The sequence below is a fragment of the Bacillus sp. ISL-41 genome (genome assembly GCF_018613235.1).
In the GTDB taxonomy this organism is placed as follows: domain Bacteria; phylum Bacillota; class Bacilli; order Bacillales; family Cytobacillaceae; genus Mesobacillus.
This window is the reverse complement of the sequence record NZ_JAGGQP010000013.1, coordinates 31,908-44,925: the sequence shown is the minus strand read 5'-3', so window position 1 is coordinate 44,925 and position 13,018 is coordinate 31,908. Positions and strand designations below refer to the sequence as shown.

Below are 13,018 nucleotides of genomic sequence, written 5' to 3'. Positions count from 1 at the left end.
TTACACTTCTGAAATTGACACAAAACATACATAACACTATAAACACGGTACTAAGTTTCCTGATAGAATTATAGCTATAAAGATTTTTTTATATAACAGCGCCAGAAAATATCCACACAATTATATAACAGTATTTTATTTTAGATCCAGATAAAAGAGAAAAACGTATACCAATATTGTATTGTTCATAATTTCACAAATATGTCACACTCAATCTGTTATATCCGTAGTATGATAAAAGTGTAGCAACTGTTATATAAACATCTACTTTAGAGGTGAATTTAAATGGAACAATGGAAAGGCTTTAAAAATGGTGCTTGGCAGGAAGATATCAATGTTAGGGACTTTATTCTAAAAAACTTCTCTGAATATACCGGTGATTCAAGCTTCCTTGAAGGTGCAACTGAGGAAACGCTTCAATTATGGCAGCAGGTAATGGAATTGACAAAGCAGGAACGAGACAATGGTGGTGTTCTTGATATGGATACCAAAGTTGTATCCACCATTACATCCCATGGACCTGGTTATCTTGACCAGAGCAAAGAAAAAGTCGTCGGCTTCCAGACCGATAAGCCATTTAAACGTTCTATGCAGCCTTTTGGAGGCATTCGTATGGCGAAAGCAGCATGCGAGGCATATGGTTATGAATTGGATAAAGAAGTAGAAAAAATCTTTACTGACTTTCGTAAAACGCATAACCAGGGTGTATTTGATGTTTATACAAAAGAAATGCTCCAGGCTCGTAAAGCAGGAATCATCACTGGCCTGCCGGATGCTTATGGACGCGGCCGCATCATTGGCGACTACCGCCGTGTAGCTCTTTATGGTGTTGACTTCCTGATGGAGCAAAAGAAGAAAGATCATGGAATGACAAGCAGTGTCATGACTGAGGACACAATGCGCCTAAGGGAAGAAATTTCTGAGCAATACCGTTCACTGAATGAATTGAAGCAGCTTGCCCAGAGCTATGGCTATGATATTTCCAAGCCAGCATCCAATGCAGTTGAAGCCTTCCAGTGGGTCTACTTCGCATACCTTGCAGCAATCAAAGAACAGAATGGTGCAGCAATGAGCCTTGGCCGTGTCGCAACATTCCTTGATATCTATATTGAAAGAGACTTGCAAAATGGAACACTTACTGAAAAAGAAGCACAGGAGGTTGTGGATCATTTCGTCATGAAGCTCCGCCTCGTGAAATTTGCACGTACTCCTGACTATAACGAGTTATTCAGCGGTGACCCAACCTGGGTAACTGAATCAATCGGCGGTATGGCACATAACGGGCAATCGCTTGTAACGAAGAATTCTTTCCGCTTCCTTCATACACTTGATAATCTCGGACCTGCTCCAGAGCCAAACCTGACAGTGTTATGGTCACCTGCCCTGCCTGAGAACTTCAAGAAGTATTGTGCGGATATGTCAATCAAAACGAGCTCCATCCAATATGAAAATGACGATTTGATGCGCTGCGAATATGGCGATGACTATGGAATTGCATGCTGCGTATCAGCGATGGAAATCGGCAAGCAAATGCAGTTCTTCGGAGCGCGCGCCAACCTGGCGAAAGCATTGCTTTACGCAATCAATGGCGGAGTCGATGAAAAGCTTAAAATTCAAGTTGCTCCGGCTTTAAGCCCGATCACTTCCGATGTGCTTGACTATAAAGAAGTAATGGCTAAATTCGATACTGTAATGGAATGGCTTGCTGGCCTTTACATCAATACTCTTAATGTCATCCACTACATGCATGATAAATACAGTTACGAAAGAATTGAAATGGCGCTGCATGATACAGAAGTCCTTCGCACAATGGCAACTGGAATCGCTGGCTTAAGTGTAGTAGCGGATTCATTAAGTGCAATAAAACATGCCAAGGTAAAAGTAATCCGGGACGAAAACGGCATTGCCGTTGATTTTGAAACAGAAGGCGATTTCCCTAAATACGGAAACAACGATGACCATGTTGACAGCATCGCAGTTGAACTCGTGAAAAACTTCATGACAAAGCTGCGCAAGCACCCGACATATCGCAACTCTGTCCATACTATGTCAATCTTAACGATAACTTCAAACGTCGTTTATGGTAAAAAGACAGGTAATACACCGGATGGAAGACGCGCTGGCGAACCATTCGCTCCAGGTGCTAACCCAATGCATGGACGTGACACGAAAGGAACACTCGCTTCCCTGTCATCTGTAGCAAAGCTTCCATACAGCTATGCACTGGACGGAATTTCAAACACATTCTCCATCGTGCCAAAAGCACTTGGAAAAGATGAAGACAGCCGTACAAATAACCTTGTATCCATCCTTGATGGCTATGCGATCAAAGACGGTCACCACTTAAACGTAAACGTGTTTAACCGGGAAACTCTATTAAATGCTATGGAGCATCCTGAAGAATATCCGCAGCTGACAATCCGTGTATCTGGATATGCAGTCAACTTCATCAAGCTTACACGTGAGCAGCAGCTGGATGTCATTAACCGTACTTTCCATGAAACAATGTAAATAATTCAAGCGTACCGAAACAGGAGTTGCCCCTCCCCATGGCGGGAACTCCTGTTTTAATGAAAGGAGAAATCATCATGAACGGAAACATTCATTCTATTGAAACCTTTGGAACCGTAGACGGACCTGGGATTCGCTATGTCATCTTTACACAGGGGTGCCTGCTGCGGTGCCAATTTTGCCATAATGCAGATACCTGGGAGATCGGCACGGGCAAACAGATGTCTGTTTCCGAAATTATTGATGATTTGAAAGCCTATCTTCCTTTTATTGAAGCTTCTGGCGGCGGCATCACAGTAAGCGGCGGTGAACCGCTTTTACAGATTCCTTTTATTACTGAGCTTTTCAAGGAGTGCAAAAAACTTGGAGTGCACACCACTATTGATTCTTCAGGAGGATGTTATTCAACCGCTCCCCTTTTTCAGCAGCAGCTGGAAGAGCTTTTAAATTACACTGACCTGATTCTATTAGATTTAAAGCATATCAATAGGAAAAAACATATAAAACTGACAGGAATGGCCAATGATCACATCCTGGATTTCGCCCGTTTTTTATCAGACCATCAAGTTCCAATTTGGGTTCGCCATGTACTGGTCCCTGGAGTCACAAATGAAATTGAGGACCTTACCAAATTAGGCGAATTTATTGGCACACTGGGAAATGTAAAAAAGCTGGAGGTATTGCCGTATCATAAGCTTGGCGTTTATAAATGGGAAGCATTAGGGCTTGAGTATCCACTTAAAGATGTCGAACCTCCTTCCGATGATGAAGTGGAAAATGCCTATAAGCTATTGACGGCCCATATAGCAGTGAATTAACAGCAGGATTCCTACCTGCTGTTTTTTTCTGCATACTATTTGGATATTTTTTTAGTATCATAGTGGTAATAGTTTTTGTGGAGGTTCTTTATGTATCAACTGTTTACAGAGATCAGCAATTTTTTGAGCGGACCATTTTTCACCCTTGTGAACCAGACTGAACAAATCCCCTTATTGGCAAGCTTCCTTTTAGGACTCGTCGGGGCCCTTGCTCCATGCCAGCTGACAGGAAATCTCGGTGCTATCACCTATTATGGCAACCGGAGTCTGCAAACAAAAAGCCAGTGGATCGAAATTGCCTTTTTCATCTTTGGCAAAATATTGGTTTTTACACTTCTAGGCCTTGCAGTCTGGATAGTAGGCCAGAGCTTCCAGCAGGTCTTGCCAGGCTTCTTTTCCTGGTTCCGTAAACTGATGGGACCTCTTTTCATTTTAATCGGTCTGTCACTTATCGGCCTCTTCGCATTTAATTGGATCAATCGTATCACTTCAGTTTTGCCACAATGGACTGGCAGCGGAAAAACAGGATCTTTTTTAATGGGAGTAAGCTTTTCAATCGCATTCTGCCCTACGATGTTTTCTCTATACTTCTTCACACTTATGCCGATTGTCCTGAATACATCGTACGGTGCAGTCCTACCATCTGTTTTTGCCATTGGAACTTCGATTCCGCTGATTATCTTTGCAGTTGTAATTTCATACATCGGCTTGAATGGGGCATTGTTGAAAAAAGGACGCAAGCTGGGGGCAATTGTACAGAAGGTTGCCGGGTACACTTTAATCATCATTGGAATATTTGATACACTCACTTATTGGGGCTTTTAATTTAACTCACTGAAAGCTAGATAACGAGCTTTTCTTGACAGCTTTGCCTCTTTATTCTGAAAAGCTGTCACAATATCGAGCTTTTCTTGACAGCTTTGCCTCCTTATTCTGAAAAGCTGTCACAATAACGGGTTTTTCTTGACAGCTTTGCCTCCTTATTCTGAAAAGCTGTCACAATAACGGGGTTTTCTTGACAGCTTTGCCTCCTTATCCTGAAAAGCTGTCACAATAACGAGCCTTTCTTGACAGCTTTGCCTTCATACCGTTAAAAGCTGTCACAATAACGGGGTTTTCTTGACAGCTTTGCCTCCTTATCCTGAAAAGCTGTCACAATAACGTGCTTTTCTTGACAGCTTTGCCTCCTTTCTCTGAAAAGCTGTCACAATACCCGGCTTTTCTTGACAGCTTTGCCTCCTTATCCTGAAAAGCTGTCACAATACCGGGCTTTTCTTGACAGCTTTGCCTTCATACCGGTAAAAGCTGTCACAATAACTATGTTGATTGCGGAACCAGATGATATGAATGAACAGTTACCAGTTCAAGAAACGCAATCAGCCTGTGAAATGAAGTTACAATATCTATGTCATTACCTGAAAGCATTTTTCAAAACAAAAGCCATGAACCTCGAGTTCACGGCTATTGGTCTTATGCTATATTCATATTTTCCTTGTATCCTGGTTCACAGTTGATGCAGACTGCTTCGTCGTAATCAACAGTGTTGACGTCCTCTGGATTGTACTGGATCCCACATTGTGGGCACTCTACCATTTCTTCTTCATCATAGTCTGCTGCATCTGGAATGGCGTCATTAACCTTGAGCTCTCCTGCCCAAACGCCGCTAACCGTAGACATTTCATTTTCGATATATTCATTCGCTGCTTCTTCTGTTTCCCATACACCATGGTCCCACAGCATCTCGTCAGCGTCACCTGAATTGACCATTAATCCATATACGACTTTTTTCATGTTTGGCACCCCTTTTCAGATTGGGAAGTTTGTTTTATATACATAGCCACTATTCTAATTTTCGAAACCCCCACTATCTGGTAACTGAAACTTTTCAACGTTTATTCCGTATATAATATATGAATTGCTCAGACTACGTTTATCAATTATAATTGAGCAATGATTGAAAAGAGGTGATGGCATGCTTTTGGAAATTTATGCTCAGTCGGTTGATGCAACCGCCGTTTATAGTGTTTATCTGACTTTGCTCATCAGCATGTCGATGTCCGTATTCTGGATATTGCGTGACACCTCCATTCTCGAGTCTAGTCTGTTACGGATCAGGATGAAGCCTTCCGCTTCTGAAACAGCTTTTAAAAATAAAGCTGATCTTGGATTGAGCTTTCACCTGCTAATTTTAAAGATAATAAAAATAAAAATTGAACCTGGTGATGAAGACAGCCATTTTTCTCCTTTAATTAATAACTAGAAACAATTAGGAGGAGAAAAATGAAAAAGCTTTTCACCATGATATTTGTTCTATTTATACCAATCCTTTTAACTGGCTGCCAGGCAATGACCAGTGAGGGTTCATTTTTTCAGTCAACATTTGTTAATCCATTCACGTGGCTTATTCACCTTTTTGCAGGGCTGACCGGCGGCAGTTACGGACTTGCCATTATTATGATTACCCTGCTGATCAGACTGGTATTAATGCCGCTTATGCTAAAACAGTATAAAAACCAGCAGAACATGAAAGAAAAGATGGAAATAGTGAAGCCAGAAATGGATGCCATCCAGAAGAAGCTAAAAGAAACCAAAGATCCTGCGGAGCAGAGGAAGCTTCAGCAGGAAATGATGGGGCTCTATCAAAAGCATGGAGTAAATCCGCTATCAGTCGGATGTCTGCCTATGCTGGTCCAGATGCCGATTTTAATGGGCCTTTACTATGCAATAAGTGGTTCTGCTGAAATAGCCAGCCATTCATTTCTCTGGTTCAATCTTGGACATTCTGATATATGGATTACTGCAGCTGCCGGTCTGATCTACTATTTGCAATTTAAAGTCTCAATGTCTAATGTAACGGAGGAGCAAAAGAAGCAGATGAAGTTGATGGGACTGCTTTCACCAGTCATGATTGTCATGTTCTCAATCAATGCCCCCTCTGCCCTTCCCCTGTACTGGGCAGTTGGCGGGATGTTTCTAATTGTACAGACCCTGCTGGCAAGAAAGGTGTATGCCAAAAACGAAAGTTCCATTAAAGTTGAACAGCAAGTTTAATTTCTTATCGACCTGGGAACCAGCTTCCCAGGTTTTTTTTGTGGAATAATATGGTTGACACCTGACTTTCCCTCGAGCTATACTGTGAATTAATGATATTCGAAGGGAATGGTTAAGAGCCGATGAAATACTAATCTTATTTTCTGCCCGATTTTTCTAATATGAAAAAACGTGTTGCCCGAAAATAGGATTAGTCTGCTCTTTTAGCCATTCCAAGTCGATTTATAGCCTTTCAACCAAGGCATGTTGCCATTTGGCAATATAATGCTTTGTTTTGTGGCCTTTGAATCTGTTGTGAGTGCCGTTGCAGAACCTTCCGGGTAACACCTGGGAGGTTTTTTTGATGGATAAAATACTCACCTTCATTCAATAGATACAAAACGAAAGGTGGAAATTTTTATGACAATCATGAAGATAAGAGGTATTCAGAAGAGCTTTAATGAAAAGCAAATATTACAAAATGCGGAAATTGATATAAAACAAGAAAGCCGTATTGGCCTGGTCGGCAATAATGGCGCCGGTAAGACTACATTGGCGAATATTATATCAGGAAGTCTTTTACCTGATAAAGGTTTCATCGATACTTTTAACAAAACCTTAAACATCGGTTATCTAAAACAATCAACGGAATATTCCATTCATGAACTGGAGGATATTGACTCTCTGACGGGTAGTGATTTATTTCAGATTTCAAGTCAGTTAGGACTTAACAAGGATATTGATTGGGCTGATCCTGATTGGAGTAAGTTAAGCGGCGGCGAAAAGTTGAAAATTTCACTTTCAAGTGTATGGGCAAGCAGGCCAGAACTTCTCATACTCGATGAGCCCACAAACCACTTGGACTTGCAGGGTGTAGAGTGGCTGATTGACGAATTGAAAACATTTAAAGGCGCCGTGATCATTATTTCCCATGATCGATATTTCCTCGACCGGACCGTGACAGAAATTATCGAAATCGAGGATGGCTCAACAAAATTATTCAAAGGTAACTACACTTCTTACCGCAAGGAAAAAGAAAGACTGTATGAAATTCAGCTTCACCATTACGAAATACAGCAAAAACACAAACAACAAATCGAACAGCAAATGGCTAATCTTAAAAACTGGTCGGAAAAAGCCCATCGGGATTCGACGAAACAAGGTTCTGCCTCCGAAAGACGACAAATTGGATATAAGGAATACCATCGTATGAAAGCAAAGAAGATGGATAATCAAATAAAGTCGAAGACGAAACGACTGAATCAGGAGCTTGAAAAGAATGAGGTCAAAGCGCCAAAGGAGGAAGCTAAGGTCCGTTTCGAGTTCCAGGATAGCCGAAAGAAAGGAAAACGGATTATAGAAGCCAGCGAGCTCTCAAAATCCTTCGGCAGCCGCTGTTTGTTTGATAAGAGCCATTTTTATATGAACCACGGAGAAAGAATGGCCCTTCTGGGTAAAAACGGCAGCGGAAAAACAACCCTTGTCAAGATTCTGCTTGGTGATGAAACGGCTTCATCTGGTGAGGTTTGGGTCAGCGAAACAATAAAGATCGGTTATCTCAGCCAGGATGTATCAGACCTCCCTCTCCATCAAACAGCACTAGAATATACAGGACTTACAGACAGAGAATCGATCGGCAGAGCGAGGACGATTTTTGCCAATATTGGACTCCCTGAAGAAAAGCTTACGGTCCCAATCAACAACCTAAGCCTCGGAGAGAGGACGAGGATAAAACTTGTAATGATGCTCTTGGGTGAACTCGATTTACTGATTCTAGACGAACCTACCAATCATCTTGACCTGGCCAGCAGGGAAAGTCTCGAAAAAACTTTATTGAATTTCCAGGGCTCGCTACTGGTGGTATCACACGATGTTTATTTTCAAGAGAAAATCAGTGATAAATTATTATTGATTGATGACGGAAAATTTAGCAGGAAAGAATTTGGCATGAAGGAATTTAACACCAGGAAATCGTCGCCTGATCCAGGCAGTAAGGAAAGAGCCGAGCGATTGATGGTTCTCCAAAATGAAATCAACGCCATTATTGGCAGGCTATCTTTCATGACCAGGGATGAACCTGGTTATGAGCAGCTCGACAAGGACCTTTCCGAGCTATTGAGAAAGAAAAGAGAATTAGAATAATCTATGATGCATAGAAAAAACACCAAAATTCAACTGGTGTTTTTTCCTTTTATAATAATCTGCCAATAAACAATCCTGCCGCTGCACTGAGGAGACCGCCGATATATGTACTTGCAACATATACCACCACGGCTTTACTTTGTTTGTTGTTGATCAGTTTTACTACGTCAACATTAAGTGTGGAAAAGGTAGTAAATGACCCCATAAAGCCTGTTGCAGCAAAAAGGTATAGATTCCCCTGAATTCCTTGACCGACAATCCATCCGAGCAAAAAAGATCCAAGAAGGTTAACCGTAAGCGTAGCACCCGGCAAAACGGTTTGGGGCAATAACTTTTGGACACCGAATCTTGAAAGGGTTCCGGCCATTCCGCCTAAAGCTACCCATACAAAACCAATCATCTTCCCGCCTCCCTGCCGGTCACTGTACCAAGCTTATAACCTGCTGCTGCAAGGAACAACCCGCCAACAGCACTGAGAAGCACATAGAATATTGCCATCCCTATACTTCCGTTCTCTACCATTAACAGGGTTTCCAAACTGAAGGTTGAAAAAGTCGTGAATGATCCTGTTAGACCAGTGCCAATTGTTGCCGACAGTACAGGGTGTAGATTACTTCTCGTTATAATTCGGGCCGTGAACCAACCTAAGAACAATGAGCCTGCTAGATTGGCAATCAGTGTGCCCGTGGGAAACCCATTATTTAAAAAATTACTTGTGCTAAGACTGACTAAGTACCGCAGGAGGCTTCCTAACATACCTCCAAGTCCTACTCCTAAATATACCAAAAAATAACCTTCCTTTTGCACCGCTATACTCGATTCAACTTTTCCTGTAAACCTGCTTTAACCTTTGGCCATTCTTCTTTCAGAATGCTAAAGACGACTGTATCTCTTACAAAGCCGTCGGCGATTACTCGATGTTTCCGCAGCACCCCTTCTCTTTGGGCACCGAGACGGGCAATCGCCGTTTGCGAGCGTATATTCCTGGAATCTGTACAAAATTGCACCCTGTTCATCCCCATACTTTCAAAAGCATATTGGAGCATGAGCAATTTCGTTTCTGTGTTAACACTAGTTCTCCAGTTTTCAGGATTGTACCAGGTCCAGCCTATCTCAAGTGATCTATGTGCTTCTGAAATATCAAGAAATCTTGAACTGCCAACTATTTTACCGTTTTTCTTATCAAGGACGGTAAATGGTATTTGCGTTCCTTTTTCTCTTTCTGCCATCGCTGTTTCAATGACTCTTTTCATCTCGTCTTTATTTCTGACCTTCGAAGATGTAAATTCCCAGATTGACTGGTCTTGCCCAGCTCCCCACAAACCATCAAGCTGACGGGATTCCATTGGCGCCAGCTTTACTGTAATACCTTCCAGGGTGATTTTTTCATCCATCTTCCCAACTCCCATTTGGTCGTATATTCCTTTATCATACCACCGGCGAATATAATCTGGGAATGCCCTATTTGAGAAGGCTGCTTTCTCACTTGATTGCCGCTATTCATACGTAATCCCGCATATGTATTTCTTACTAGCCAACGTGAAAAATGCTTCATTAGGTAACTATAAAAAAAACAGGCTGCACGGTCTTCCGGGCAGCCTGCGAACTTATTTTACCTCTTCAAAATAATCTTTATAATAACCGCCAACCTTGCCGGAATTATCAATAATGAAGTAAAATTCATCAGTCTCGTTTTTGACTTCATAAACCTTTCCAGATGTAAGCTTGTTATTTACAATATACTTTTTTGCATCTGTGTGAATGCACTTTAGCGTCTTGATTGTTTCTCGTTCGTTCCAGTTCGTGTGGATCATCTTCTGCACTTCCTTTAAGTAAGTTTCATATACTATAGTATAGTATAAAGAAAAGATGATCGAATAGGCAATAGTTAGCTGGCACTCGCTTCTTCACCTGCTATTTGCAAACCACGTACTTCCGCTTGATCAAAAGTCATTGTTTCACCAGTAATTACATTTTTTAAAGTTATATAGCAAACATCACATATTAAATCTTTGCGAATATATTGTAAAAAAGAAAAACGTTCATTTTTGTAAATCAATTCATAAAATCCGTTTTTAGTAAACCCATTCATGTTAACCCCTCTTTCCAGGATGTTATTTCATCTTGGTGTTTGGCTGTGTCTTTCTTTACCACAATCAAGACTTGTATTAAACATCCCGGAACTAAAGGAAATTTTTTCTATAGACTGTTAATCGGAGCAATTAGTTCTTTTCCTTCATTTTTGGCCGAATTTATTGCGGTTGAAACCAGGTATGATTCCATAAAGTCGCCATCATACGGAACCAGCATTTTTTTTAGTTTTTCAGTTTTATCTATAGAACGGTCAAGCCACATATCAAGCTTATCCTCCGGCAGAATCACAGGCATCCTGTCATGGATTTTTCCGGTCACTTCATTTGGACTTGTGGTGATGATCGTGCAGGAAGTAATATCCTTCCCACCCTTATTCCAGTGTTCCCAAAGCCCTGCTAACGCGAACGGTTTTTTATTTTTCATTCCAAATCGGTATGGCTGTTTTTGCTTGCCGTCTTTTTTCCATTCGTAAAAACCATCAGTAAGAATCAAGCAGCGCCTTTGTTTGAGAGCATGCTTGAAGCTCGCTTTTTCATCGACCGTCTCTGCGCGTGCATTAATCATTCTATAGCCAATTTTTTCATCATCCGCCCAAAAGGGAACTAATCCCCACCTCATATTGGTCCCAATCCTGCCTTCTCCATTATCAATTACTGTCAAGATGTCCTGACCGGGTGCGATATTGTACCTGGCATCCAGATCATCCGAAAAATCAAACTGAAATTGTTCCTTCAAGGAATCTAGTTCCTCAAACAATGAAAACCGTCCGCACATTTCGCTTCCTCCATCACGTGTTTTTTACTATAATTCCCGACCTGTTAAGGAAGTAACATCTTCTCCTGTAAAAAAAAATAAGCCAGGCTTTTTGTTGAGCCAGGCTTGATCTATATCTTTTCTGCATTCAGATTCTTTTTTATTTTTGCCCTGAGAGCAATATTTGCTGCAACCAGAAATGGTATGATTGACGCAATCGTAAAACCCATCGCATACCCCGATATACTTTCATTCAAAACTCTATCGTTTATGCTGAACCCTAGAAACGTAATACCAATGCCATCCCCATCCACATGGTCAATGACCGACCAAAGCTCAATTCCTTTAATAAGGAATAAAACACTTATGATCGACAGCACTAAAACCCATAGCCATTTCATACGACCATCCTCCCATAATCCCAAAACCATAACAAGGTCCAGGTATATACACTATATTATAGGGAGATATGGTATTAATTAATATAATGCTGGTACAGTTGTAACAAAATGTTCAAAATGATGTTCAAAATTTGTTCAATTCAATGTGTTTTATTTGCTAAATTCAAAACAATCATAATGGAAATTTACTCTTCATCAAATGATCCAGCTGTAAAAATGCGTTTTTTACCGTTTCTTTCGGAACTTCTTCGTAACGGTCACCAATACTTACTTCAAAATAACAAGAGTGTTCTCCAGTTGACTTTAGATGATTGATGAATCCTACACCTGTTTTTCGTATTGCCTCTATTAAAACTGTTTCTATTTCTTCTCTCGGATGACGAAAATGCACATGAAACATGTTAGAAACCGGCATTTCGGGCAGTGTTGTAACCGAATGGCACGAGTTATAAAAGCCAGCCAGTTCCTTTGCATTTTCATAATACTGTCCCATTTTGTGAGATTTCTGATTGAAATAGTGGTCTGCTGAAAGAATATATGGATACAGGCTAATCAAATCTCCGCCATACCGCCGTTTCCAGATCTTTGATTTTGATACGAATTCTTCCTCGCCCGCTAGGATTGCACCAGAAATCCCTCCTATTCCCTTGTAAAAAGAGAGATAGACGCTGTCAAAAAGCTCGCACACTTGAGAAGCTGTCTTCTCATAATAGGGAAGCACTTCAAGGAGTCTTGCTCCATCAAGATGCAGCTTAATACCATTCTTTCGGCAATAACGGGATATGTCTTCAAGAGTCTCATAGCTTGGCAGCTGCCCACCAATCTCCCTTTGAGGCAATTCCAGCAATAGGCAAGCAACAGACTCCTCCATGGATACCACGTCTTCAAGCTCGATCACACGAGTCTCGTCTGCTATCAAAATCGTTTTGATATTATGTAATTCCTTCAGTCCATCTTCCTCATGGATTTCCAGGTGGCTTAACGGATGGTAAGCTACTTTTGGTAATTCTTTTTCATCACACCAAATACGCAATGCGATTTGTTGCGCCATCGTTCCGCTCGGAAAGAAAACGGCCTTCTCCTTGCCCAGGAATGCGGCCATTTTATCCTGAAAGTCTTCTATAACTTTTCCAGTTCCATAAATATCACTATCCAGCTGTCCCTCGATTTTTTCAAAAGCGTCCTTTAAGACCTGGACATTTCTCTTGCCGTGGCCGGTCAATTGGTATGTCGATTCAGTAAAAGCTTCCTGCAATGTATTAATCATGA

At 41.2% G+C, this 13,018-nt stretch carries 15 protein-coding genes; 6 read left to right on the top strand and 9 right to left on the bottom strand.

Annotated elements, in window-relative coordinates; translation table 11 throughout:
* The first annotated feature begins 285 nt into the window (after window positions 1–285).
* The 3 genes from pflB to J7I80_RS06205 all read left to right on the top strand — a co-directional run bounded on the left by pflB (window position 286) and on the right by J7I80_RS06205 (window position 4,154).
* Window positions 286–2,511 carry a formate C-acetyltransferase gene (pflB, locus tag J7I80_RS06215; RefSeq protein ID WP_214736670.1) on the top strand — a complete coding sequence of 742 codons (2,226 nt, stop codon included), beginning with the start codon at window positions 286–288 and terminating at the stop codon, window positions 2,509–2,511.
* A 77-nt stretch (window positions 2,512–2,588) separates the two neighbouring features.
* Window positions 2,589–3,329, top strand: a complete 741-nt coding sequence (gene pflA, locus J7I80_RS06210) for a pyruvate formate-lyase-activating protein (RefSeq protein ID WP_214736668.1) — start codon at window positions 2,589–2,591, stop codon at window positions 3,327–3,329.
* A 90-nt stretch (window positions 3,330–3,419) separates the two neighbouring features.
* Entirely contained in the window at window positions 3,420–4,154 is a 735-nt protein-coding gene (locus J7I80_RS06205; protein WP_214736666.1) for an urease accessory protein UreH domain-containing protein, read from the top strand.
* A gap of 645 nt (window positions 4,155–4,799) precedes the next feature.
* On the opposite strand, the gene J7I80_RS06200 is transcribed toward J7I80_RS06205, so the two are convergent.
* Complete coding sequence (locus J7I80_RS06200; protein WP_214736664.1) at window positions 4,800–5,120, bottom strand: hypothetical protein; 321 nt, start codon at window positions 5,118–5,120, stop codon at window positions 4,800–4,802.
* A 181-nt stretch (window positions 5,121–5,301) separates the two neighbouring features.
* Here J7I80_RS06200 and J7I80_RS06195 point away from each other — a divergent pair, with 181 nt between their 5' ends.
* From J7I80_RS06195 to abc-f, 3 genes are all read left to right on the top strand, one after another.
* Window positions 5,302–5,589 carry a hypothetical protein gene (locus tag J7I80_RS06195; RefSeq protein ID WP_214736662.1) on the top strand — a complete coding sequence of 96 codons (288 nt, stop codon included), beginning with the start codon at window positions 5,302–5,304 and terminating at the stop codon, window positions 5,587–5,589.
* 20 nt (window positions 5,590–5,609) lie between these two features.
* A complete protein-coding gene (gene yidC, locus J7I80_RS06190; protein ID WP_214736660.1) occupies window positions 5,610–6,380 on the top strand; it encodes a membrane protein insertase YidC in 771 nt (256 codons plus the stop codon).
* Window positions 6,381–6,779: 399 nt separating this feature from the next.
* Window positions 6,780–8,501 (top strand): ribosomal protection-like ABC-F family protein, encoded by a 1,722-nt coding sequence (gene abc-f / locus J7I80_RS06185; RefSeq protein WP_214736657.1) that lies wholly within the window; start codon window positions 6,780–6,782, stop codon window positions 8,499–8,501.
* Window positions 8,502–8,550: 49 nt separating this feature from the next.
* Here abc-f and J7I80_RS06180 read toward each other — a convergent pair whose 3' ends face one another.
* From J7I80_RS06180 to J7I80_RS06145, 8 genes are all read right to left on the bottom strand, one after another.
* The gene (locus J7I80_RS06180) at window positions 8,551–8,901 is read right to left on the bottom strand and encodes a fluoride efflux transporter FluC (RefSeq protein WP_214736655.1); all 351 of its coding nucleotides are present in this window, start codon (window positions 8,899–8,901) and stop codon (window positions 8,551–8,553) included.
* On the bottom strand, window positions 8,898–9,287 hold the full coding sequence (crcB, locus tag J7I80_RS06175; RefSeq protein ID WP_214736653.1) for a fluoride efflux transporter CrcB: 390 nt from the start codon (window positions 9,285–9,287) through the stop codon (window positions 8,898–8,900). The genes J7I80_RS06180 and crcB overlap by 4 nt, the downstream gene beginning before the upstream one ends.
* Before the next feature lie 23 nt (window positions 9,288–9,310).
* The gene (locus tag J7I80_RS06170) at window positions 9,311–9,895 is read right to left on the bottom strand and encodes a GNAT family N-acetyltransferase (protein WP_214736651.1); all 585 of its coding nucleotides are present in this window, start codon (window positions 9,893–9,895) and stop codon (window positions 9,311–9,313) included.
* Between the two features lie 213 nt (window positions 9,896–10,108).
* Window positions 10,109–10,315: a DUF6501 family protein gene (locus J7I80_RS06165; protein WP_214736649.1), complete on the bottom strand. Its 207-nt coding sequence runs from the start codon at window positions 10,313–10,315 to the stop codon at window positions 10,109–10,111.
* 74 nt (window positions 10,316–10,389) lie between these two features.
* Window positions 10,390–10,593, bottom strand: a complete 204-nt coding sequence (locus J7I80_RS06160) for a hypothetical protein (protein WP_214736647.1) — start codon at window positions 10,591–10,593, stop codon at window positions 10,390–10,392.
* A 107-nt stretch (window positions 10,594–10,700) separates the two neighbouring features.
* Window positions 10,701–11,369: an SOS response-associated peptidase gene (locus J7I80_RS06155; RefSeq protein ID WP_214736645.1), complete on the bottom strand. Its 669-nt coding sequence runs from the start codon at window positions 11,367–11,369 to the stop codon at window positions 10,701–10,703.
* Window positions 11,370–11,479: 110 nt separating this feature from the next.
* A complete protein-coding gene (locus J7I80_RS06150; protein ID WP_192470569.1) occupies window positions 11,480–11,749 on the bottom strand; it encodes a hypothetical protein in 270 nt (89 codons plus the stop codon).
* Window positions 11,750–11,921: 172 nt separating this feature from the next.
* Window positions 11,922–13,016, bottom strand: a complete 1,095-nt coding sequence (locus J7I80_RS06145) for a threonine aldolase family protein (protein ID WP_214736643.1) — start codon at window positions 13,014–13,016, stop codon at window positions 11,922–11,924.
* Window positions 13,017–13,018: the final 2 nt, after the last annotated feature.